This is a genomic window from Mesopusillimonas faecipullorum, assembly GCF_020539505.1.
In the GTDB taxonomy this organism is placed as follows: domain Bacteria; phylum Pseudomonadota; class Gammaproteobacteria; order Burkholderiales; family Burkholderiaceae_B; genus Mesopusillimonas; species Mesopusillimonas faecipullorum.
Map to the genome: position 1 here is coordinate 67,288 of NZ_JACDXW010000002.1, position 23,371 is coordinate 90,658.

General features: G+C 56.5%; 22 protein-coding genes and 1 tRNA gene. 11 read left to right on the forward strand and 12 right to left on the reverse strand.

Annotation, left to right across the window (positions count from 1 at the left end):
- Positions 1-19: 19 nt before the first annotated feature.
- The 4 genes from nadD to H0484_RS03700 all read right to left on the reverse strand — a co-directional run bounded on the left by nadD (position 20) and on the right by H0484_RS03700 (position 3,696).
- Complete coding sequence (gene nadD / locus H0484_RS03685; protein ID WP_226953102.1) at positions 20-634, reverse strand: nicotinate (nicotinamide) nucleotide adenylyltransferase; 615 nt, start codon at positions 632-634, stop codon at positions 20-22.
- Entirely contained in the window at positions 625-1,533 is a 909-nt protein-coding gene (hemF, locus tag H0484_RS03690) for an oxygen-dependent coproporphyrinogen oxidase (RefSeq protein WP_226953103.1), read from the reverse strand. The genes nadD and hemF overlap by 10 nt, the downstream gene beginning before the upstream one ends.
- 28 nt (positions 1,534-1,561) lie before the next feature.
- Complete coding sequence (purD, locus tag H0484_RS03695; protein WP_226953104.1) at positions 1,562-2,851, reverse strand: phosphoribosylamine--glycine ligase; 1,290 nt, start codon at positions 2,849-2,851, stop codon at positions 1,562-1,564.
- A gap of 113 nt (positions 2,852-2,964) precedes the next feature.
- Positions 2,965-3,696 carry a YebC/PmpR family DNA-binding transcriptional regulator gene (locus tag H0484_RS03700; protein ID WP_226953105.1) on the reverse strand — a complete coding sequence of 244 codons (732 nt, stop codon included), beginning with the start codon at positions 3,694-3,696 and terminating at the stop codon, positions 2,965-2,967.
- Positions 3,697-3,910: 214 nt separating this feature from the next.
- On the opposite strand from H0484_RS03700, the gene H0484_RS03705 reads away from it, so the two are divergent.
- Entirely contained in the window at positions 3,911-5,449 is a 1,539-nt protein-coding gene (locus H0484_RS03705; RefSeq protein WP_226953106.1) for a helicase HerA-like C-terminal domain-containing protein, read from the forward strand.
- Positions 5,450-5,480: 31 nt separating this feature from the next.
- Here the strand turns inward: H0484_RS03705 and H0484_RS03710 are convergent, their stop codons facing one another.
- Together H0484_RS03710 and pepN are read right to left on the reverse strand one after the other, a co-directional pair.
- Complete coding sequence (locus H0484_RS03710) at positions 5,481-6,470, reverse strand: class 1 fructose-bisphosphatase (protein ID WP_226953107.1); 990 nt, start codon at positions 6,468-6,470, stop codon at positions 5,481-5,483.
- 13 nt (positions 6,471-6,483) lie between these two features.
- Positions 6,484-9,177 carry an aminopeptidase N gene (pepN, locus tag H0484_RS03715; protein WP_226953108.1) on the reverse strand — a complete coding sequence of 898 codons (2,694 nt, stop codon included), beginning with the start codon at positions 9,175-9,177 and terminating at the stop codon, positions 6,484-6,486.
- A gap of 156 nt (positions 9,178-9,333) precedes the next feature.
- Here pepN and H0484_RS03720 point away from each other — a divergent pair, with 156 nt between their 5' ends.
- The 8 genes from H0484_RS03720 to thpD all read left to right on the forward strand — a co-directional run bounded on the left by H0484_RS03720 (position 9,334) and on the right by thpD (position 16,501).
- Positions 9,334-9,975, forward strand: coding sequence for a DUF4136 domain-containing protein (locus tag H0484_RS03720; protein ID WP_226953109.1), 642 nt, complete (start codon positions 9,334-9,336; stop codon positions 9,973-9,975).
- A gap of 20 nt (positions 9,976-9,995) precedes the next feature.
- Positions 9,996-10,820 (forward strand): carbon-nitrogen hydrolase family protein, encoded by an 825-nt coding sequence (locus H0484_RS03725; RefSeq protein WP_226953704.1) that lies wholly within the window; start codon positions 9,996-9,998, stop codon positions 10,818-10,820.
- A 74-nt stretch (positions 10,821-10,894) separates the two neighbouring features.
- A complete protein-coding gene (gene tldD / locus H0484_RS03730; RefSeq protein WP_226953110.1) occupies positions 10,895-12,349 on the forward strand; it encodes a metalloprotease TldD in 1,455 nt (484 codons plus the stop codon).
- Between the two features lie 186 nt (positions 12,350-12,535).
- Positions 12,536-13,075: a MarR family winged helix-turn-helix transcriptional regulator gene (locus tag H0484_RS03735; RefSeq protein ID WP_226953111.1), complete on the forward strand. Its 540-nt coding sequence runs from the start codon at positions 12,536-12,538 to the stop codon at positions 13,073-13,075.
- Positions 13,072-13,674, forward strand: a complete 603-nt coding sequence (gene ectA / locus H0484_RS03740) for a diaminobutyrate acetyltransferase (protein ID WP_226953112.1) — start codon at positions 13,072-13,074, stop codon at positions 13,672-13,674. The genes H0484_RS03735 and ectA overlap by 4 nt, the downstream gene beginning before the upstream one ends.
- A 197-nt stretch (positions 13,675-13,871) precedes the next feature.
- Positions 13,872-15,185 (forward strand): diaminobutyrate--2-oxoglutarate transaminase, encoded by a 1,314-nt coding sequence (gene ectB, locus H0484_RS03745; RefSeq protein ID WP_226953113.1) that lies wholly within the window; start codon positions 13,872-13,874, stop codon positions 15,183-15,185.
- Positions 15,182-15,577, forward strand: coding sequence for an ectoine synthase (locus tag H0484_RS03750; protein WP_226953114.1), 396 nt, complete (start codon positions 15,182-15,184; stop codon positions 15,575-15,577). Before ectB ends, H0484_RS03750 begins: the two co-directional genes overlap by 4 nt.
- A gap of 9 nt (positions 15,578-15,586) precedes the next feature.
- Entirely contained in the window at positions 15,587-16,501 is a 915-nt protein-coding gene (gene thpD / locus H0484_RS03755; RefSeq protein ID WP_226953115.1) for an ectoine hydroxylase, read from the forward strand.
- Between the two features lie 9 nt (positions 16,502-16,510).
- On the opposite strand, the gene ehuD is transcribed toward thpD, so the two are convergent.
- The 4 genes from ehuD to H0484_RS03775 form a co-directional block, all read right to left on the reverse strand.
- The gene (gene ehuD, locus H0484_RS03760; protein ID WP_226953116.1) at positions 16,511-17,197 is read right to left on the reverse strand and encodes an ectoine/hydroxyectoine ABC transporter permease subunit EhuD; all 687 of its coding nucleotides are present in this window, start codon (positions 17,195-17,197) and stop codon (positions 16,511-16,513) included.
- Between the two features lie 44 nt (positions 17,198-17,241).
- On the reverse strand, positions 17,242-17,916 hold the full coding sequence (gene ehuC / locus H0484_RS03765) for an ectoine/hydroxyectoine ABC transporter permease subunit EhuC (RefSeq protein WP_226953117.1): 675 nt from the start codon (positions 17,914-17,916) through the stop codon (positions 17,242-17,244).
- 8 nt (positions 17,917-17,924) lie between these two features.
- Entirely contained in the window at positions 17,925-18,731 is an 807-nt protein-coding gene (gene ehuB / locus H0484_RS03770; protein WP_226953118.1) for an ectoine/hydroxyectoine ABC transporter substrate-binding protein EhuB, read from the reverse strand.
- A 279-nt stretch (positions 18,732-19,010) separates the two neighbouring features.
- Positions 19,011-19,976 carry a hypothetical protein gene (locus H0484_RS03775; protein ID WP_226953119.1) on the reverse strand — a complete coding sequence of 322 codons (966 nt, stop codon included), beginning with the start codon at positions 19,974-19,976 and terminating at the stop codon, positions 19,011-19,013.
- A 118-nt stretch (positions 19,977-20,094) separates the two neighbouring features.
- Here H0484_RS03775 and H0484_RS03780 point away from each other — a divergent pair.
- Positions 20,095-20,171 (forward strand) — tRNA-Arg (locus tag H0484_RS03780).
- Between the two features lie 586 nt (positions 20,172-20,757).
- Complete coding sequence (locus H0484_RS03785; RefSeq protein ID WP_226953120.1) at positions 20,758-22,356, forward strand: VWA domain-containing protein; 1,599 nt, start codon at positions 20,758-20,760, stop codon at positions 22,354-22,356.
- Positions 22,357-22,419: 63 nt separating this feature from the next.
- On the opposite strand, the gene H0484_RS03790 is transcribed toward H0484_RS03785, so the two are convergent.
- Positions 22,420-22,974, reverse strand: coding sequence for a DNA-3-methyladenine glycosylase (locus H0484_RS03790; protein ID WP_226953121.1), 555 nt, complete (start codon positions 22,972-22,974; stop codon positions 22,420-22,422).
- A 27-nt stretch (positions 22,975-23,001) separates the two neighbouring features.
- A complete protein-coding gene (locus H0484_RS03795) occupies positions 23,002-23,367 on the reverse strand; it encodes a YgiW/YdeI family stress tolerance OB fold protein (RefSeq protein ID WP_226953122.1) in 366 nt (121 codons plus the stop codon).
- Positions 23,368-23,371 lie beyond the last annotated feature (4 nt).

Sequence of the window (23,371 nt, forward strand, 5' to 3'; positions counted from 1 at the left end):
ATAACGCAGGAGAAGGGGCCTAGGCAGCTTGGTACAGCCTCTGGGTGTGGATGTATTGCAACACCGATTCGTCTAGTAGATGATCAACCGTTTGCCCTTGGGCAAGCCTTTGGCGAATGGCTGTGGCGGAAATGCTAAGCGGGGCGAAAGGTAAAAAAATTAGGGTACGGCCTTGCGTTTCAAGGTGTGTTAACAAGGCCTGAGGCGTCTGTGGGTCGGCACCTGGGCGTTGAGCGACGACCAGCCGCACCATCGATGCGACCTCTTGCCAGCGGTGCCAAGTGCAAAAATTATTCAATTGATCAGAGCCCAGTATCCAGTAATACTCGGTATTTCCAGGCAAGGCCAACAGGGTGTCTATGGTGTAACTGGCACCGCCTCTGTTGATTTCTATGGGGTTGACGGATAGACCGGGGCGATCGCGTACCGCCAGTTGCAGCATGTGCAAACGCTGGCTTGCCGAGGCGGCAAGCCCGGTTTTTTGCCAAGGTGCCGCAGCGGGAATCAACTGCACTTCGTCTAGCGAGAGCGTGTGCAAAGCCGTTTCGGCCAAGGCGATGTGAGCCAGGTGAACGGGGTCGAAACTGCCGCCCAGCAAACCTATTTTGCTGGGCTTGCCTTCATTTACAGCCATTCGCGCGGTTTCAGGTAATCGTACAGTTCAGCTTCGGGGCTGCCGGCTTCGGGTGTCCAGTTATAACGCCAGTTGGCCACGGGCGGCATGGAAAGCAGAATGGATTCGGTGCGCCCGCCCGACTGCAGGCCAAACAAAGTGCCGCGGTCAAACACAAGATTGAATTCCACGTAACGCCCACGCCGGTAAGCCTGGAAGTCGCGTTCGCGTTGGCCGAAAGGTATATCGCGGCGCTTCTCGACGATGGGCATGTAAGCATCCAGGAAACTGTTGCCCACCGACTGCGTCAGGGCGAAGCTGGTGTCGAAGTCGGGCTGGTTCAGGTCGTCGAAGAACAAACCGCCTACGCCGCGAGTCTCTTGGCGATGCTTCAGATAAAAATATTGATCGCACCAAGTTTTGTAAGCGGGGTACTTGTCTTCGCCGAAGGGCTGAACGGCGTCGCGGCAGACTTGATGAAAGTGACGAGCGTCTTCTTCAAAGACATAGTAGGGCGTTAAGTCGAGCCCGCCGCCAAACCAGAAAATGTCTTTGGCGCCATCCTCGGTGGCGGCGGCCGTGAACAAGCGCACGTTCATGTGCGTGGTAGGCACATAGGGGTTGCGAGGATGCAGCACCATGGAAACGCCCATGGCCTCCCAGGCGCGCCCTGCGATTTCGGGGCGCTGCGCGGTGGCCGAAGGGGGCAAGGTTTTGCCTTGCACGTGGCTAAACAACACGCCTGCACGTTCAAATAGTCGACCGCCTTCGAGCAACTTGGACACCCCTCCACCCCCTTCGGCACGCGTCCAGGCATCGGACTGGAAAGGAGTGCCATCAGCCTGTTCCAGGGCTTGCACGATGCGTGCCTGCAGTTGGGTGAAGTACTCGTAGGCGGATGGGATGGGAAGTTGGCTCATGGTGGTCTCCGGATGCAGCGATAGAGAGTCAATCGGTAGCGTTGGGGGCAAGCGCACGCCAAGCAATATCTTTGCGGTATTGTGCGCCGTCGAAATGAATGGTTTGTATCGCCTGGTAGGCAGTAGCCCGAGCTTGCTCGACAGTGTCGGCGAGCGCTGTCACGCACAGCACGCGGCCACCGGAGGTACGTACCGTACCGCCGTCCAACGTTGTGCCGGCATGGAAGACGACGCAGTCGGGACGTGGGGCGGGCAAGTTGGTGATGGCATCGCCGGTACGAGGGGTACCTGGATAGTTGGCTGCAGCCATCACTACCCCTAATGCCGTGCGCGGGTTCCAATCGATCTGGGCTTGCGACAATGTGCCGTTGACCGCGTGTTCCAGTACCGTAGAGAAGTCACTATCTACGCGTAGCAGTATGGGCTGGGTTTCTGGATCACCCATGCGGCAGTTGAATTCAAGCACCTTGATGACGCGGCTTTCGTCAGGGCCCGGGCCTATCATGACGCCGGCATACAGAAAGCCGGTATAAGGGTGACCCTCTTGGGCCATGCCTTTAAGCGTAGGTTGGATCACTTCGCGCATGATGCGCTCGTGCAGCACTGGAGTAACGATGGGGGCCGGCGAGTAGGCGCCCATGCCACCGGTGTTGGGGCCTTGATCGCCATCAAGCAGACGCTTATGGTCTTGGCTGGATGCCAGAGGTAGCGCTTGCTGATCGTCACACATGACGATGAAACTGGCTTCTTCGCCTTGCAGGCATTCTTCGATAACTACGCGCCCGCCGCCCGCGGGGCCGTTGTCGCCTATCATGGCATCGATAGCATCATGGGCCTCTTGGACGGAGGTGGCTACCACCACACCCTTGCCTGCAGCCAAGCCGTCTGCTTTGACGACAATAGGCGCTCCTTGCTGGCTGACGTAAGCACGCGCAGCTTGGGCGTCGGTAAAGGTTTGGTAGTGGGCGGTGGAAATACCGTGGCGAACCATGAAGGCCTTGGCGTAATCCTTGGAGCTTTCTAGCTGCGCGGCGGCTTTGGTGGGGCCGAATATTTTCAGGCCCGCGGCACGGAACACATCAACCACGCCTGCAGCCAAGGGCGCCTCGGGGCCAACGACGGTGAAGGCGATACCTTCGTTGAGCACGAACGCAGCCAGCTCATCGGCTTGAGTCAGGGGTAGGTTCTCGAGCTTGGGCTCGATAGCGGTACCGCCGTTACCGGGCGCGACGTAAACCTGCTCTACGCGGGAAGATTGAGCCAGGCGCCAAGCCAGGGCATGTTCGCGGCCGCCACCGCCTATGACGAGAAGTTTCATGATGCAGTCTGGAAAATAGAAGTTAATGTTAATGGGTATGGCAACTCAGAGGCTTGATACAAATCAAGCCTCTGGGTGACACATAGCCGACGCCAGTGTTACTGGGGTAGGTGTTATTCCGCTTCGTCCATGACGGCGGTGGTATAGACCTCCTGCACGTCGTCCAGGCTTTCCAGCATATCCAGCAGTTTTTGCATTTTCTCGGCATCGCTGCCGCTCAGTTCGGTTTCGTTCAAGGCTTTCATGACGACCTCTTGAACCTCAGGCACCAGGCCGGCGTTCTCGAAGGCGGCCTTGACGGCACTGTATTCGGATGGCGCGCAAACGACTTCGATCAGGCCGTCTTCATCGGTGGTGACGTCTTCGGCACCGGCTTCAAGCGCGGCTTCCATGACGGCCTCTTCGGAGGTGCCCGGTGCAAATAAAAACTGGCCGCAATGTTTGAACATGAAGGCTACCGATCCGTCTTGCCCAAGGTTGCCGCCATTTTTGGAAAAGGCGTGGCGCACCTCAGGGGCGGTGCGCATGCGGTTATCGGTCATGCAATCGACCAGCACCGCCGCGCCGCCCGGGCCGTAGCCTTCGTAACGGATTTCTTCGTAGTTGGCGCCGTCGGCACCGCCAGTACCGCGCTGAATGGCACGCTGGATGTTGTCCTTGGGCATATTGGCAGCGGTGGCTTTGTCCCAGGCCATGCGCAGACGCGGGTTGGCGTCTGGGTCGGCGCCGCCGGCGCGCGCGGCAACGGTGATTTCACGAATGATTTTGGTCCAGAGCTTACCCCGCTTTGCGTCTTGACGACCCTTGCGGTGCTGGATGTTCGCCCATTTACTGTGTCCGGCCATATTTTGCTGTGCAGATGCGTGAAAAATGAATGAATGAACGTGTATTGAATAGGGATTTTAGCTGCTTGACGGATTCACCGCGCTGTCAAGGTGGCGCATGGTGTTTATTGACCGCCCATTCGAGAGGAAGACGGATAAAATCGGCACTTGTTCAAGCCTTCTAATTTTGATGCGCGCTGTTGGCCTGCCAGCAGGCCATACCCCAGGAGACACTATGACAGACCCAGTACTCGTGGCTAAAAACGATCAGGTGCAGGTGAGCCTGCTACCCAGAATGGCCAATCGTCACGGCTGCATTACCGGCGCCACGGGCACGGGTAAAACGGTCTCTCTGCAAGTGTTGGCAGAAATGTTTTCGCGCATGGGCACGCCTGTTTTTCTGGCAGACGTAAAGGGCGACCTCAGCGGTATCTCGCAGCCGGTGAAGATGTCCCCCAAACTGCAAGAGCGGTTGGATAAGCTGGGTTTGCCGGCCCCTGTGCCGGGCGCATGTCCGGTGACGTTCTGGGATGTCTTTGGCGAACAAGGGCATCCTGTGCGGGCCACGATCTCCGACATGGGGCCTTTGCTGCTATCGCGCATGCTAGAGCTGAACGATACCCAAGAGGGTGTTCTGAATTTGGTGTTTCGCCTGGCAGATGACGAAGGCATGTTGCTGCTTGATCTTAAGGATCTGCGCGCCATGCTGCAGTACGTCAGTGAGCGCTCCAAAGATTTGCGTGCCGCCTACGGAAACGTGTCGGCTTCGTCGGTGGGCGCCATTCAACGCAGCTTGTTGCGCCTGGAGTCTCAAGGCGCTGACAAGTTTTTCGGCGAGCCCATGCTTGATCTGTACGACTTGATGCGGGTAGACGGCAAGGGCCAAGGCGTTGTGAACATTCTGGCTGCAGACAAGCTGATGCAGTTTCCGCGGCTGTACTCCGTGTTCTTATTGTGGCTGCTGGCCGAACTCTACGAAAACCTACCCGAAGTCGGAGACCTGGACCACCCGAAATTCGTGTTCTTCTTCGATGAGGCGCATTTGTTGTTTAACGAAGCGCCCAAGGCTTTGCTAGAGAAAATAGAGCAGGTAGTACGCTTGGTGCGATCCAAAGGGGTGGGGGTGTATTTCGTCACCCAGAACCCTCTCGATATTCCTGATTCCGTTTTGGGGCAGTTGGGGAATCGCATTCAGCATGCTTTGCGCGCGTTCACGCCGCGCGACCAGCGTGCGGTCAAAACGGCGGCTGACACCATGCGCCCCAATCCCGGTTTGGATATTGCCGCAGCGATTACCGAGCTCGGTGTGGGCGAGGCCCTGGTGTCTCTGTTGGATGAAAAAGGCAGCCCCGGTGTCACCGAGCGCGCCTGGATGGCTGCCCCCGGTAGTCGTATCGGCCCAGCCACAGCTGAGGAGCGACAGGCCTTAAGGGCTTCATCGCTGGTGGCAGGTAAGTACGAACGCCTTATTGACCGCGAGTCAGCCTACGAGATCTTGCAAAAGAGGGCGGAACAGTCCGCCAATGCCGCAGCGGGCGGCGCCGCTACCGAGGCGCCAGGCAGCCGTCCTGCTCCGTCTACGGAAGGTGGGGCGTCCGCGCCTGCTTCTAAAGGCGTTGCCGATTCGGTGAGCGACTTTCTGTTTGGTTCAACGGGCCCGCGTGGCGGGCGCCGCGAAGGGGCGGTGCAATCGGTGGCAAAAAGCATGATGCGCCGCGCGGCCACCCAGATCATGCGTGGCGTCTTGGGGTCGCTGACGGGTGGTAAACGTTAATAAAGGGTGGGGCAAGGCCCCACCACGCCCTTTAGTCTTCTTGGTGATAGCGCTTGACGCGCTCGACCTCGTTGCGTGAACCCAGAATAACGCCTATACGCTGGTGCAATTCGTCGGGCTGGGCTTCCAGGATGCGGATATGGCCATCAATGGCTGCGCCGCCGGCTTGCTCGACCAGCATGCTCATGGGGTTGGCTTCGTACATCAGCCGCAGCTTGCCTTTTTTGCCCGAAGCGCGTGCGTCGCGGGGGTACATGAACAAGCCGCCACGCATCAAAATACGGTGTACATCCGCCACCATCGAGGCAATCCATCGCATATTGTAGTTTTTGCCCAGCGGGCCGGTATCCCCGGTGAGGCAATCTTCGATATAGCGGCGCACCGGGGCTTCCCAATGGCGCATATTCGACATGTTAATGGCGAACTCAGCCGTGTCGGCAGGGATGGTGATGTGGGGATGCGTCATCACCCATTCTTGCGAGTCGGGGTCTAAGGTGAAACCCACCACGCCCTGGCCTAAGGTCAGTACCAGCATGGTTTGCGGCCCATACACGGCATAGCCGGCCGCTACCTGCTGGGTGCCGGCTTGAAGGAAATCGCTTTCTTGTGCGGGTTGGCTGCCGGGGGCGCGCAATATTGAAAAAATAGTGCCGATAGAAACGTTGACGTCTATATTGGATGACCCATCGAGTGGGTCGAACAGCAACAGGTAGGGGCCACGTTCGCAATCATCCGGAATGGGATACAAGGTATCCATTTCTTCGGACGCCATGGCAGCCAGGCAGCCGTTGCGCTCATTGCTTTCGATCAGCAGATTGTTGGAAAGCACGTCGAGCTTCTTTTGTACTTCACCCTGCACGTTCTCGCTTTCGAGGCTGCCCAGCACGCCGCCCAGCGCACCGCGTGCCACGGCTGCGCTGATACGCGTGCAGCTTTGGGCTACGGACAGCAGCAGTGTGCGCAGGGTGCCGTCAAGGTCTGCCAATGAGGCAAGGTGGTTTTCCAGGTTCAGACGGTTCACGGTTTAGAGTTCCTTAAAGCTGCAAGGCCTTGTTGACGATTTCGGCCACATTTTTTGAAAGAGGGGCATGGTCGCGTATGCTTTCCAGCGCTTGGCGCACAGCGTCGCGCAAGTCGGGGGCATACTGCGCCCAGTTGTCGAAGGCGCGCGCCAAACGGGCGGCGATCTCGGGGTTGATGGCATCTAGGGTGACGACTTGTTCAGCCCAGAAAGCATAGCCTTGCGGGTTATGTACATTTAAAAGATTGTTCTGGCAGAACTGGAAGACGACCGCCCGTGCCCGATTGGGGGTGCGTAGGGTAAAGGCGGGATGCTGCATCAGGCGGCGAACATCCTGCACCTGAGTGGCGGGCGAGCTGGCTTGTAGCGCAAACCAGCGATCGACGATAAGCGGATCGCCCTGCCAGCTATCGTAGAAACCTGTCAGTGCCGCTTGCCCGGGAGACGGATCCTTCCATTGCATCAAAGCCGCCAAGCCAGCCATGCGGTCGGTCAGGTTGTCGGATTGCTCGTATTGCGTTTGAGCCAGCGTCAGCGCTTGGGGATGTTGAGCGGCAGCTAAATAAGACAAGGCCAAGTTTTTCAATGCTCGGCGGCCCGCCGAAACCGCGTCCGGGCTGTAGGCGCCGGCATCCGCGTGTTGGTGAGCGTGATAGATATGCAGCCACTCTTGCGCCAATTGTTCCCCCAGTTGCTGGCGTAGTTGCAGGCGCGCTTGCGCGACGGCGGCAGGATTCATGGGCAACATATCGGCCATGACGATTTTTTCGGGGGGCAGGCTGAGTACACGAGCCAGGTAGGCTGGCGTCAGGCTGGCGTCTGCAATCAAGGTTTGCCAAGTGTGCTTAAGCAAGGTGATGTCTGCCGCCGGTTGCGCAGCGTCGTGCTGGGCCGCCAGTAATAGCAGTTGTCGTGCCGCCAAAGCTTGGCCGGCCTCCCAGCGGGCAAAGGGATCGGTGTCGTGACTGGCCAGCAAGGCCAATTCGGCGTCGGCCTGTTCGTAGGCTATGCGTACAGGAGCGGAAAAACCACGCAGTAAAGAAAGTACCGGCGCCGTGGGCACGTGCTCGAAAACCCAGCTTTGCTCAGTCTGGGTCAGTTCCAGCATGACAGTGCCGGTTGTCGAGTCGGCACCAGGCACGGCCAGGGTTTGGCCCTGCTTATCTAGCATGCCGATGGCGACGGGAATGTGCAGGGCGGGTTTGTGCAAGCCTTGCTGTTGCCTTTCGATACCGACTGGCGGGTTGGATTGCGATAGCGTAATCGTGCAGCGCTGCTGAGCTGCATCGTAATTCAGGTGAACCTGAACTAAGGGCGTGCCGGCCTGTTCGTACCAATGCCTGAACACCTTGAGATTGCGTTCGGGCTGACGTGCTTGCCAAGCGCTTTCCATGGCGTTGACAAAGTCATCGCAGGTAACGGCTTGGCCGTCGTGACGACGAAAGTACTCCTGAATGCCCGCTTGGAAGGTTTCCTCACCCAGCAGCGTATGCATCATGCGTATGACTTCGGCGCCTTTTTCATAAATGGTGGCGGTATAAAAGTTGCCGATCTCTTGGTAGCTTTCTGGTCGTATGGGATGCGCCATGGGGCCGGCGTCCTCGGGGAACTGGGCCACCCGCAACATGGCTACGTCGTCAATGCGCTTAACGGCGCGGGCACTGGCGGCTTCGTGTGGGCCAAGGCCGTGTGCCATCATGTCAGCAGAGAATTCCTGGTCGCGGAATACCGTCAGACCTTCTTTGAGCGACAGTTGGAACCAATCGCGGCAGGTGACGCGATTGCCGGTCCAGTTATGAAAATACTCATGGCCGATAACGCTTTCTATGGCTTCGTAGCTGGCATCGGTGGCGCTGTCAGGATCTGCCAATATGTAGGAAGAGTTAAAGACATTCAGCCCTTTGTTTTCCATGGCGCCCATATTGAAGTCGCGTGCCGCAACGATCATGAAGCGATCCAGGTCCAGCTCTAGCCCAAACCGGGTTTCGTCCCAAGCGACCGAGCGTTTCAAGCATTCCAGGGCCCAGGCTGTTTTGGGGCGTGTGCCGGGGTCGCTGTAGATTTGCAGTAGGGCGCTGCGACCGCTTCGGGTTTGCACCGTGGTTTCGCGGCAGTCGAAGGTGCCCGCTACCAAGGCAAATAGGTAACTGGGTTTGGGGAAGGGGTCTTCCCAGACGGCCTCATGGCGGCCATCGGGTAAGTCACGGGTGCCAGCCAGATTGCCGTTGGAAAGCAAGACGGGGTAGCGAGACTTATCGGCGCGCAGCGTGACCGTATAGCGCGACATGACATCGGGGCGGTCGGGAAACCAGGTAATGCGACGAAAGCCTTCGGCTTCGCACTGCGTGAATAGGCTGTTACCCGAAACATACAGGCCCATTAAGGCAGTATTGGCCTGGGGGCCGCAAAAAGCGGTGATTTCTAGCGTAAAACGTGCGCTGTCAGGGTTTAGCGTAAGTGTTTCGGTCGTTAACTGGTAATCATTTGTGGTGAGCGCCTGGCCATTCAGCAGCAGGGATTCCAGCGTAAGCTGTTCACCATTCAGTACCAAAGGCAAGGCGGCATCGCCTACGCGTTCGAACTCCAGAATGGCGTGCACGCGAGTGCGCTCGGCATCTAGGTCGAAGAACAGCTGGGTGCGCGGCAACAAGTAAGGAAAGGCTTGATAATCGCGACGGTGAATAGTGGGGGCGAGGTCTGTGCGCATGGAAATATGTTCCGGCAATAAGGGCTTGGCCTTGCGGCCACCTGGCTATTGTAGTGGTTACATTGATGAAATTTATTTGGCGCGCAGCGGTCTCAAAATAGTAAGCTGTATTCAGTATGTCGGTAGATGGCAGCAATCCTCCAGGAGTCTCTAGGTATGAAACAGGATATCGTCAAAAAATGGGCGGGCATCCTCAAGAAGTCCGCAGTGTTGGCATGCGCATGGGGGCTGGCAGGTTGCACCACCATGCTTTCGGCCAATGTCACGACGTTTCAGCAGTGGCCTGTGAACGTCGAGGGTCAGACCTACCGCATTGCCCCTCCGGAGACCGGGCAGGACAGCCTGGAATATCAAACTTATGCTGATATGATTCGTGCCGCCATTGGTCGTGTGGGGCTGGCCGAGGCGCAAGGTGACACGAAACCCCGGTTCTTGGTTTCTTTTGTTTACGAAAACCCGGTCCGTCAGGGTTGGACAGAGCAGTTGTACGACCCTTACTTTGACGGGCCGCTGCGGCCTTGGGGTGGTTTGGGCGTCTTTCGCGGTGGTTGGGGCTGGGGTGGCGGCTTTTATTCCGCGCCTGCCGTAGTGAATGTGCCGGTCGAAGTTCACGAAAACACCTTAACCGTCACCATAAAAGATTTGCCGTCCGACAAACAGGTGTTTCGCACCACTGCGCGTTCGTCAACTCGTAGCGACCGCTTGCCTGCGGTGATGCCTTATTTGGTGCGCGCGGTTTTCGACGGTTTTCCGGGTAATAACGGCCAAGTGAAGGATGTGGAATTCGAGTGGAAATAAACCCCAAGGAGAACCTCGACATGCAGGGGGCTTTACAGATTGCAGAGCGTTTGCGGGTGGCAGCCGTACAAATGGTGTCTACCCCTCGCCTGGAAGACAACCTGGAGCAGGCAGCGCAAGGCATCGCGCAAGCCGTTCAGGAGGACGCCCATTTGGTGGTGTTGCCCGAGTACTTCTGCCTGATGGGGCATGCGGATACCGATAAGCTGGCTTTACGTGAAGCGGTTGGCCAAGGGCCCATACAAGATTTTTTGCGTGCGCAGGCGCGCCAGCACGGTATATGGCTGGTGGGCGGTACGTTACCTCTTGATTCCGGCCAAGCCGACCGCATCTACAACACAAGCCTGGTTTATGGGCCCGATGGCAGCCAGTTGGCGCGTTACGACAAGATCCATTTGTTTGGTTTCAGCGGCGCCACCGAGGCTTACGATGAATCGCGCACGATACGGGCGGGGTCTGCGCCGCAAAGCTTCGATGCTCCCTGTGGACGCGTAGGCCTTTCCATTTGCTACGACCTGCGGTTTCCCGAGCTTTACCGGGCATTTGTGCCCGCTACCTTAATGGTGGTGCCTTCTGCTTTTACCTACACCACCGGGGCGGCACACTGGGAAGTCCTGCTGCGTGCTCGCGCTATCGAGAACCAATGCTATATCTTGGCTGCGGCTCAAGGCGGGCGCCACGAAAACGGTAGGCGCACCTGGGGGCATTCCATGTTGATAGATCCTTGGGGTGTCATTGTCGACTGTCTGCCTGAAGGCCCGGGCATCGTGGTCGGCGACATAGAGCGCGAACGTCTTGCCGAGGTGCGGGCTGCGTTGCCGGCGCTGCAGCATAGAGTGCTTTGAAACGCGCTAATATCTAGACATTGCCGCCTTCCTGCCTATAGGAAGGCGAGCCTTCAGCTTTTGAGTTCTTATTCATGAAAATTAGCGATCCTGCCGTCTCCTCCTTATCTACTGCCAAATCTCTTTTGCTCGATCCCTGGGGACTGACAGAAACCGATATTTCGCGTGCCCTGGGTGAAATCCTGACCCACAAGGTGGATTACGCCGATCTGTATTTCCAGTATTCACGCAGCGAAGGCTGGAGCCTGGAAGAGGGCATCGTCAAGACGGGAAGCTTCTCTATCAGTCAGGGGGTGGGCGCGCGCGCTGTCAGCGGCGAAAAGACCGCCTTCGCTTATTCTGATTCGCTCTCCAGCGATGCCTTGTTGTCTTCTGCCAAAGCCGTACGCACCATTGCCCGTCAGGGCGAGGGTAGCCGTCAAGTCGCAGCGCCGGAGTCACAGGCGCGCGTGCTGTATCCCTCAGTCGACCCTTTGGGTACGCTTAGTGCGCCCGATAAAGTGGCGCTGTTGGGCAAAGTTGAAGCCATGGCTCGCGCTGCCGACCCCAGCATCATTCAGGTCATGGCGGGCTTGGGCGCCGAGTACGATGTAATTCTAGTGGCGGGCAGCGATGGGCGTATGGTTGCCGATGTGCGCCCCTTGGTCAGACTTTCTCTTACCGTGATTGCAGAGCACGAAGGTAGGCGTGAAATGGGCCATGCCGGTGGGGGAGGGCGTGCCGGGCTTGATTACTTTACCGACGAAGTGCTGCGCGGTTATGTGCGTCAGGCTGTGCATGAAGCCAAAACCAATTTGCAAGCCCGCCCCGCGCCCGCTGGGCAAATGGCGGTGGTGCTGGGCTCTGGGTGGCCGGGTATCTTGCTGCACGAGGCCGTGGGTCATGGTCTAGAGGGCGATTTCAACCGCAAGGGTTCCAGTGTGTTTTCGGGGCGCATCGGCGAGCGGGTAGCAGCCAAGGGCGTCACCGTAGTCGACGATGGTACTTTGCCTGATAGACGCGGTTCGCTCAATGTAGACGACGAGGGGAATGCGACTCAGCACAACGTGCTGATAGAAGACGGCATTCTTAAAGGGTATCTGCAAGACACCCTGAACGCCCGTCTGATGGGCGCAGCAGTGACAGGCAATGGTCGTCGTGAGTCTTATGCGCATCTGCCCATGCCACGCATGACCAACACTTATATGCTTGCAGGTAAAGAAGACCCGCAGGAAATCATCTCGTCGGTCAAGAAAGGGCTTTACGCTGCCAACTTCGGTGGCGGCCAAGTCGACATCACCAGCGGTAAATTCGTGTTTTCGGCTTCTGAAGCCTACATGATAGAAAACGGCAAAATTACCTATCCTGTCAAAGGTGCCACCCTTATAGGCAACGGCCCCGAAGCCATGAAGCGCGTAAAACTGATTGGCAACGATATGAAACTGGATTCCGGGGTAGGCACTTGTGGCAAAGAAGGTCAAAGTGTGCCTGTGGGTGTGGGCATGCCCACCATCCGCATCGATGGCCTGACCGTTGGCGGTACGGCCTAAGCCGCTGACAGCCCCCTGATGGGGCCTGCGCATCTTCCTCTGATTAGCAAAACTTGCCCCGCCTGAGCGGGGCAAGTTTTTGTATGGCCGGTTGATACGCTTGCTCACGTTCACCCTTGCGTCATATCGTTCTACCCAATATAATTTCAACTCTAATCAATTTTACGAGATGCGTTCGAGTTGAGCATGACTACTGATCGTGACCTCCAGGCTTATGACTTGCGTGTTTTGCGCGCCTTGCGCCGCATTACGCGTTCGATCGCGCTGCATTCCAGGCAGTTGGCCGCGTGCAGTAACATCACCGCGCCGCAGTTGGTATGTTTGCGAGCCATAGTCCAGAACGGTCCATTGACGGCAACAGCGCTTAGCCGCGAGGTTCATGTCAGTGCCAGTACCGTAGTGGGCATACTCGACCGCCTGGAAGACAAGGGCCTTATCAAGCGTGAGCGCGGCGTTGAAGATCGTCGCATTGTGTTTCTAACCGCCACCGAGTCAGGGGTGGATCTGGCTCGGGCGACGCCGTCGCCTTTGCAGAAAAAGCTGGCTGATGCACTTAACGCTTTGCCAGAGCTGGAGCAGGCGACGATTACCCTGTCTTTGGAGCGCATCGTCGATTTAATGGAGTCCGAAGGGGTCACCCCGGTCGAAGTTTCCAACGAGCAGGCGTCTACGCTGCTTGATGTGCCCGACGGCCAGGTGCCTCCCGAATCGGGTTTAGTGGTGTGAAACAGATACCCTCAGAAATTTCTAGCATCTCACAGTCTTGGGCGACTTCGGCCCCTACAGTCTCCGAAGTCGCCACTCTCCCCCTCGAGCTACGGCCCCCGGCCATTGAGGATGGGCCAGCCATACATCAGTTGATTAGCCGCTGCCCCCCGCTCGATCTGAACTCCGCCTATGCCTATCTTTTGTGGTGCCAGCACTTTCAGGGCACTAGTGTTGTGGCTGTCGGCAGCCACGGCGTAGAAGGGTTTGTCTCGGCTTATGTTCCGCCCGAAAAAGACGACACCTTGTTTATCTGGCAGGTAGCGGTAGACGCCCGCCGGCGTGGCCAAGGGCTGGGTTTACGCATGTTGCTCTCCCTATTCGAACGCGACCCACTTAAAAAGTTGAAGTTTGTGGAAGCGACGGTCGGGCCGGGCAATAAAGCATCGCGTGCCATGTTTTCGGCATTGGCTAAACGCCTGGACGTAGCCCTTAACGAATCTCCATTATTCGCGGCCTCGCTGTTTGGCGAGGGCCATGAAGAAGAATGTTTGCTGCGATTGGGGCCTCGCCCCTTTGTACCTAAGCGGGTACGACCGTTCTGCGACCTAGAACCTTAGGCCGGCCTCGCAGCAGAACACTCGCCCGCTGAGGCGGTGAGTCAATGCGATTTCACAGATGCTCATGGATCGGGGCAAGGCTATTTACGCCTTGCGGTCGAGGGAGGGGCTCGTCTGTAGATCGTGCAAATGGATGGGATGACGCAGTGCGTCCCAGGTCGGAACACACTGACCTAACCCTAAGAAAGGAGAAAAGCATGGACTTAAAAATTTTTGATCGCATGGAGTCGGAAGTACGCGGCTATGTCCGATCGTTCCCCGTTATTTTTCAGCAAGCACGTGGCTCGACATTAATTGATGAAACGGGACGTGAATACATAGATTTCTTCAGTGGTGCAGGCACCTTGAATTACGGCCACAACAATGCAGAGCTTAAAGGCAAATTGCTGGAATATCTTGAAGAAGATGGCTTGGTGCATGGCTTGGATATGGCCAGCACAGCCAAGAAATACTTCATGGAAACCTTTGAGCGCGTATTACTGGCGCCGCGCAATTGGCAATACAAGCTGCAGTTCACCGGCCCCACCGGAACCAATGCCGTTGAGGCCGCATTGAAACTGGCGCGTCTGGTTAAAGGGCGCTCCAACATTATTTCGTTTACACATGGATTCCATGGCGTCAGCGCTGGTTCGTTAGCCGCAACCGCCAATAGCAAGTTCCGCCAAGCTGCGGGTATGACCTTGGGCAACACCACTTTCATGCCTTATGACGGATACATGGGTCCCGACTTCAATACCATCACCTACTTGGAACGCTTGTTGGAGGACCCAAGCAGCGGCATGGACCATCCCGCTGCGGTCATTGTTGAGACAGTTCAGGGTGAAGGCGGCGTTAACGTGGCGAACAGGCAGTGGCTGAAGGACTTGGAAACCCTGTGCCGCCAACACGACATGCTGCTCATCGTTGACGACATTCAAGTCGGCTGCGGGCGTACGGGGTCGTTCTTCAGCTTCGAGCAAGCCGGCATTCGCCCGGACATCATTACTTTGTCCAAGTCGCTTTCAGGTTTTGGCTTGCCCATGTCTTTGGTGCTGTTCAAACCCGAACTCGATATCTGGAAGCCGGGCGCGCACAGCGGCACGTTTCGCGGAAACAACCTGGCCTTTGTGACCGCAGCCCAGGCATTGGATAGCTATTGGTCAGACAAGCGTTTTGAGCAGGACATCCGTCGCAAGGAAGCAATGGTGCGCGACTGGCTGGAAAACCTTGTGCATAGCTATCCCATGGCTGGCCTGAGTGTGCGTGGCCGGGGCCTGATACAGGGCTTGGTTACGCCGGCCCGAGGTGGTTTGGCGGGCAGTATCGCCCGCAAGGCGTTTGAGCAGGGTCTGGTTGTCGAGACCTCGGGCGCAAACGATGAGGTGCTCAAGCTGTTGCCCGCTTTAACCATCCCCGATGCGCAATTGCGTCAGGGACTGGAAATTATCGAGCGCAGCCTGGCCGCCGCTTTGGCGGAGCAAGAGCAACGTGAACAAGCAAAAGTGCTGAAATTTGGAGGTAAAGGACGATGATAGTCAGGAATGTGGCGGACGTAATTGGCACCTCGGACGAGGTCAAGACGGACACCTGGGTCAGCCGGCGCGTTCTGCTAAAGAAAGACGGAATGGGCTTCTCTTTTCACGAGACCGTGATTTTTCCGGGGACGGAAACCCATATTCATTACCAGAACCATCTGGAAGCGGTTTGGTGCATAGAAGGCGATGGTGAAATTGAAACCATAGCCGACGGTAAAAAATACAGCTTGGGCCCAGGGGTCGTCTATGCACTTGACCAGAATGACGAACATTATCTGCGGGGCGGGAAAGAGCCTTTGCGTGTGATCTGCGTATTCAATCCGCCTCTGACCGGACAGGAAGTGCATGACGCCTCCGGTGTTTATCCCTTGGTAACCGAAGAAGCTTAGGAGCTTGCGATGACTGAAACGTACGAGTCGCGCACCGAGCATGGCTCGGCAATACTGGCGCGACGGGAACCCATTGTTTATGAAGATGGGCAATATGCCCGGGCCTTGAAGGCCGAACAGTTGGCGGACTACGAGCGTGATGGTTTTATCATGCTGGAAAATCTGTTTTCTGCGGAAGAGGTTGCCGCGCTCTTGGGCGAGGTACACGACCTCTCGCAGGAAGGCGAGAAGCGCAATTGGAACGAGGCTATCCGTGAGCCAGGCAGCAACAAGGTGCGTTCCGTTTTTCGAGTCCACAGCTTGAGCGAAAAAATTGGCGCGCTGGCCCGTGATCCGCGGCTACTGAATGTGGCGCGCCAGATACTTGGGTCGGAAACCTATCTGCATCAATCCCGGGTTAACTTCAAGCCTGGCTTTCATGGCAAAGAGTTCTACTGGCACTCGGATTTTGAAACGTGGCACGTGGAAGACGGCATGCCCGCCATGCGAGCCCTGAGCTGCTCTATTTTATTGACTGACAATGTGTCCAGCAACGGGCCTTTGATGTTGATACCCGGCTCTCATCGGCAATTCATTGCCTGCCAAGGTGTAACGCCCGACTCGCATTACAAAGAGTCATTGCGCAAGCAAGAATACGGGGTGCCCGACCCCTTGAGCCTGGAGTTGTTGGCAGAGCAGGGGGGGATTTACCAAGCAGTGGCCCCGGCCGGGTCGGTGGTGTTCTTCGACTGCAACGTCATGCATGGCTCAAGCAGTAATATCACGCCTTGGCCGCGTGCGAATGTCTTTATGGTTTACAACAGTGTGCACAACACCCTGAAGACGCCTCGTTACGGTTTGGCGCCTAGGCCCGAGTACATTGCGACGCGTGACGGCTTTGAAATGCTGCTGCCCGAGCAGGAAGCCAAGGCGAAATCGGTCTGATCTTGCCCCTTAAGCGCGCGGCGGCTGTGGGCGTTGCTCCAGGCAACGAACCAGCGCCGCGCACGCCAGGCTAAGTATCAGATAGATCAGGCCGGCCATGGTAAGAGGCGTGAAGTAATCATAGGTACGATCACCAATAATGCGGGCCACATTCAGTAGTTCCAATATGGCTACGACACCCAGCAAGGGCACGTCTTTGGAAATCGAAATCAAGTAGTTGCCAAGGGCCGGTAATATCCTTTTCAGCGCTTGAGGCAAAATCACGTAGCGAAATCCAGCGATAGGCTTGAGCCCCAGTGCCAAGGCGGCTTGTGTCTGCCCTAGCGATACCGCCTGCAGGCCTGCCCGGTACACTTCTGAGAGATAAGCGCTGTACTGTAGACCCAACGCTAAAGCGCCAGTCAGAAAAGCGGGCAGCACTATGCCGAAATCGGGCAGCACGTAATACAAGAAAAACAGCTGTACCAGCAGGGGCGTATCGCGTAGAAACTCACTTATCAGGCGCGCTGGCCAAGCCACCAAGCGCCATGGCGCAGCCTTTAGCATGGCAAAAAGCAAACCTAGCACAGCGGCAATCGCGAACCCTGCGATAGTGGCTTGCAGGGTCACCAACAAACCGCGTAGCAGTATCGGTAGTATCGACCATGCAAAAAGCCAATGGCCATGATCAGCGTCCCAGCTTAGACCAAAAAGCATGGGTCAACCTCCAGCGACGAAAAAATTGAGCGCCCGATTGGCATCTACCGGCCTTGTTGAGTGCGCCAGCGGCTGAGCCGCCACTCCAGCGTTTTCATACTGCCGGCCACCACCAAAGCCATGCCAAAGTACAGGAGCAATAAAAGGGTATAAACGCTAGTGCTGTCCTGGGTCAGATTGCGGATTTGTTCGGCGCGGAAAGCCATGTCGCCCAAGCTGATTAAAGAGACCAAGGCGGTGTCTTTCAGGTTTTGTACGGCAAGATTGCCTAAGCTGGGCATCATCTCTGGCAATGCCTGGGGTAGCCTGACTTTCCACAATACGCGTCGAGGTGATAGGCCCAGGCTCAGCCCGGCCTCAAGTTGCCCGACGGGCACGGCCTGTAGCGCCCCCCGAACGACCTCGGCGCCGTAAGCCCCTATGTTCAGGCTCAAGGCCAGCGTACCTGCCACCATGGGGCTGAGGCGCCAGTCCCAGCCCAGGCTTTCCCCCACAATAGGGAGCGCAAAAAACAACCAGAACAGCTGTACCAGCAAAGAGGTGCCGCGAAAGAACTCCACGATACATAGACATAGGCCCCGTACGTAAGGCATGCCATGAAAGCGGCCCAGGCCTAGTGCAAAAGCCAGCATGGCTCCCAGCACAGTGGAGTAAATCGCCAACTGGGCAGTGACCGCTGCACCTTCAAGCAATGGGGGGAGGTAGCTGACCCAATTCATGGTCGTGCTTACTTACCGCACAGTTGAGCCTGGGTTCTTTGGCTGGCTTGCTGCATGTCCTGCTCGGTGAATCCATAAGTCGCCAGAATGTCTCGCCAGGCTTGGGTTTGCTTGAAAGCCAGCAGGGCTTTATTGAAATCTTGCGCCAAGGTTTGGGCTTCGGGGTGGAAGGCAAAAGCGCCCCAGCTACGGACGGCCTGGTCGTTGACCATAGGGTCTTCAAAAGGCTGAGCGGCTTGTGTTCGCTTGCCCAGCTCTGCCAGCTGCGCCACCGTTGCGCTCGTGGCCGCATAGGCATCGGCGCGGCCTGTGCTTACGGTGGAAATGGCATCAGCGTTGTTGGCCAGCGTGACAATACGTTCTTGAGGCACGCCCAGGGCGTTCAGTATGTCTAGCTGGTCGGCCCCCGCCATAATGGCAACCTTGCTATCGTGATCAACAAAGTGCTGATAGGAGTGGATTTTCTGGGGATTACCCTGTGCAACCAGCAAGCCTTCTCCATAAGAGCTATTGGGTTCAGAGAACAGTACTTGGTCACAGCGGGCGGGCAATATGGCCATCTCGGCTGCAACCATATCAAAATGACGGGCTTGCAGGCCTGGTATCAGTGAGCTGAAGGCGGTGCTGGTCCACTTGATGTCCTTGATGCCCATCGTGGCTAGCACTGCTTGCGCCACGTCGGGCCCCACCCCCTGGGCCTCGCCTTTTAGATTGGTGTAGCCGTAGGGAATTTCATTGGCGACTGCAATGCCTATGGTTTGCCCGGCATAAGGGGACTCTGGTGTTGAGCCTTGAGCTTGAGCGCCCCATGGCAAGGTGAGAAGCAGGGTCGTGGCTGCGAGCCGCCTCGACAGGGAAGAGAGATTAAGGATGGATTTCATCATACGGCCTATAAGATTCTTGTTCTAATCATATCTTATATAATCATTTCAACAATAATTATTTTGCTGGTGTAGCAGGGCTTTAGACTTTGTGAGCAGGGCGCGGGGCATGAGGGGTCGCCCGCCCTGTCACGCAAGAAAAACACAAATTTTTTGCTCAATGTCAACGCTAAATAGAAATGTCCGGTTTTCTCCCAAGTAGAAATGTCCGGTTCATGCGGGTGTTTGAGGCTGCTCACGAGGGTTTGGCCGGGGACCCTCCCAGCGCCGCCATGGGTGGTTGGCAGGCGAAGGCACGGAGCGTTTGCTTAGCCTGGCCTGCACTCGGGCGTTCAGGGATTTAGCGTCCTCGGTGGGTTTGCGCCCGTCCTTTTTCTGCCTGAGCTCGAAGGCGAGCGTAGCGTTTGCGTGCAGGAGCTGTAGCTGTCCGTCGAGGTGTTTGAGGCTGCTCACTGGCTGTCCGGCCAAGCGCCGCTGTTGGTCTGGTGCCAGAACTTGCAAGAGCTGCTGACGGAACTGGCAGGATAGTGTCTGCGAGAGGCGCCGGGTGTGGTGGTAGGCCAACGCGCGCTCCAGGCTCGGGAGACGGTCCTGGTAGATGACGTGGGCATCCTCGGGCTCAGCCGGGGCAATGGCAAAGCGCCGGTTGTGAGCTTCGCGGTAGGTGGGCAGCCAGGCGTTGGCCGCCTCCATGTCGTTGATGCCTGCCAGGCGCATGGCCTTGATCAGCCGATCCTGTAGCGTCTGGTTGGCTCGTTCGACGCGCCCCTTGGCCTGCGGGGAGCTCGCCTGGATACCCTCGATGCCCAGGCGCTCGAGCGCCTGGGCAAAAAAGGTGGGTTTAGGGTTCTCGGCGCTGGGCGAGCGGAAGATCGTGTGGCGGTCGCTATACAGGCACATGGGCAGGCCGTGCTCGAGGATGTGCTCGCGTAGCGTCAGCAGGTAACCCGTGGTGGTCTCGGCCCGCACGAAGCGTAGCGCCATCAGCTCACTGGTCGCATCGTCGATGAACACCAGCAGCGTGCAGCGCGGGGCACGCTCTCGACCGACACCTGCAGCACGACCGCCGCTGCTGCCTGCGTGAGCGCACCGCAGCGCACCTGCTCGAGCACTCGCAGCCGACCCACTTCCTTCTGCGTCATCGTGATCATCCCGGCCCGCCTCAATGATGTGATTCACACCATTGAACCGGACACTTCTACTTTGCACAGACCGGACATTCTCACGTTGCGCCAACACAATTTTCTTGTCTGACTTGCGCACAACAAAATTTTTATGTTATATTTACTTTCTCAGCGCGGCTGTAGCTCAGTTGGATAGAGTACTTGGCTACGAACCAAGGGGTCGTGGGTTCGAATCCTGCCAGCCGCGCCACCTAATTTACCCAGGTTAATTTCTGGGTACAAAAACCGCCTAGCGTTACAAGCGCTAGGCGGTTTTTCTTTGTCTGCGTCATTTGAGTGCTTGGCAGTCGCTAATAAAAATATTAATAAGTAATTTGGGGCTGTCACTCTGGGGTTCTCACTCCCCAATAGGCTCACCCGATTTGGCGGTATGCTCTATGCATCCCAATTAAAGTATTTAAACAAATGTGTGAAAATATGGGATGGAGAGGAAAACGATTGAACGGAATGGGTTTCTGTTCAGCAACATGGTGCGCCGCCGCTGGCTCAGCTATGCCCGCTCTAACTCCTTAAGGTGGACTGCTCTTTTTTGCGCGTTTTATAAATAAAAACATATTATTTCATTCAGTAATAAATCTGGTTTATTTGTATTTCCCAATAAAATCATGGATTTATATTGTTAATTAATAGTTACATTATTTACTTTTTGAGTTTATGTGAAAATATTTATATCCTAAAAGAAAGTCTTTGTTATTTAACTGGATATATCCAATTGAATCGTTATGATTGCGGTGTCATCGAATGACACATTTGCTAAAACGATAATTGGAGAAGCTATGTCTACTGCACTAACTACCCGCAGTATTACAGCTATTTTGCTCGCCCTGTCTTTGGCTGCTTGCGGCGGCAGCAGTGGTGGTGACGGTGGGAATGATAATAATCCGCCCACGCCTACTGAACCTGATCCCACACCTAACCCTAATCCCGATCCAACTCCTGATCCCGATCCCGATCCTGTAGAAGTGACCATCGGTGGTGCCATTGTGGTTCCTGATGGTGCGCAGGTTGATACCGCCGCACGCACTCGTGCCAAGCTTGCTTTGGCACGCCCCAAAGCGGTCGCTGCAGCAAATAGCACTTGCCCTGATGTGCCTACGGGCTATGCGCCTGTTGCCAACGCCGCCATCTCTTTCACCACCGCAGACGAGCAAGTTTCGGGCGTGACGGCTCAAACCGACGAGTGTGGGGTGTTCTCGGCAACCGTGCCTGCCAACATCGCCTATGTGACGGCAACGGCTACCGGCTACAAAGTCATGACGGTTCCTGCCAGCACTTTCGATCCAAGTGCTGACAACACGCCTCCTGCTTTGTCCATCCTGCCGGACGTGGCTGATGCGGGCTACGAGATTGCTTCGCTTCAGTGGAGCGACAGCAAGCTGTATTTCACGATTGTGGATACCATCACGAACAAGGCTGTGCTCGGTGTTCCGCAAACGGCAGTTAGTTACTCCGTGAACGGCGCTAACCCTAATGACCTTAAGTCGCTGGCCTATGCAGCTTCGCAGGTTGACGGCAATGCCAGTATTGCGCTGGCGCTGGATGGGAGTAGCTCGATGGACAGTTGGGTTCGCGATAGTGACGGGAATGTCGTTATGGATGAGAATGGGCGTTCTTTGAATGCTTTACGCATGACGGCACGTGCCGCTCATACCTTCCTGGATGGTAAGCGCGCCACGGACGAGGTTGGCTTCGTTATTTTTGATCATAAAGTCAGTTGGATAGACCGTACGTTCTTGGAAGAGCGCCCCCTGGTGAGCGGCTCAGACGATGTGCCTGTTGACTACACGATCTCTTATGATGACTCGGGTTTCAACACGAGTGCAGATAATCTGCGCCTGACTGTCGATCAATATAATCGTTACTCGGCGTTCTGGAACAAGGGCGGCAGCATCCTGGATGAACTGCATCCGACCTTACCGGCTACCTTGCGCTTCAAGTCTTGGACTTACTACCCCTGGTATGGCGCTACTGCAGCCTACGGCGCTGCCGATATGGGTAGGGAAAAGGTTTTGGCGCGTAACAACGCCCGCAAGATCGTTGTGTTGATGTCCGATGGGGATGACAACTCCAGCCGATTGAGTGCAGACGAGCTGATCGCTAACTTCAAGCAAGACAATATTCCGCTTTGGACGGTGGCTTTCGGTACCGGCGTTTCGGAAGATATTTTGAAGCGCATCGCGGATGAAACGGGTGGCCACTATATTTCGTCAGTCGATCAGTCGCAGTTGCAAGCCGAGTTCGCAGCGATGCAGACAGGCATTGTGTTCCAGTACATTGCCGAACTGCAACAGAGCACGCTGCCTGCCAATACGACATTGAAAGTGGACCTGAACTTCGGTTCGCTGAGCGCTTCGCGTTCGGTGGTGCTGCAGTAAATTGCCTTAGCACCTAAAAGTAAGTAGCACGCAATTTAGGGCGCGGTCCTCAGGGGCCGCGCCCTATTTTCGTGAGACGTAGCGATTGCCAAGGATGTGGAAACGCAGCGGCTTATCAGCCCATTCTTGGGCGTAAGGCACGCCGATGCGGGGGCTGGCGACTATTTCTATCTCTTGTGTTTCGTGCAATGGCGCCAGCAGATGTAGCTCGTCGCTGCATAGATCATGACCGTAATGGCGTTTGTCTATGCCCATGGCGCGAGTCAGCAGGCCGGGCCCGCGGGTATTCCCTTCAATATTGGCGATAGGTTCTACCGCGCGTAGCAACACACCCGTGCCACTGCCTTCGGGCTCGGTTACCACGTTCAAGCAGTGGTGCATGCCATATATTAAATATACATAGGCGTGGCCTGGTGGGCCGAACATGGCGCGTGTGCGTGGGGTGAGGCCGCGTGCGGAGTGGGCGGCCAGATCGCCCGGGCCCAGGTAGGCTTCTACCTCGACGATACGTGCCATGCGCGCAAGGCCGTCTATCTGATGCACCAGAATTTTGCCCAGTAGTTCGTGGGCAACTGTAACGGTATCGCGGTTGTAGAAATCGCGTGGCAGTCTTGGCATAGGCTGGCCTGTCAAGCGATGTCTTATTTACTGGACGATGCTGATCTGCTCGACTTCGATCTTGGGTGGGCGCTTGAGCCCGGTGTCGACTTCGCCGGAAATCAAGACTTCAGTGTTTTCGTCCACCGGTTCACGTGGGAAGTCTTCGGCATCGATTTCTACGGTTATTTCAGCACTACCGTCTGAGAATAAGTAAAGGCTTTTGGCGGTTTGACGCAAAAGCTTGCCCTGCAGCTTGACCGGTTGCCCGTCTACGGGCTTGTCTAGAACGTCTCGCACGCTGCTTTTTTCTTTCATTACCGAGGGGCCGACATAAGCAGCTTGTGCAGCAAGGGGAAGGGTAAAACTAAGAGCAGCAGCAAGAGTGATGCTCGACAGCAGCAAACGCGGCATGGGT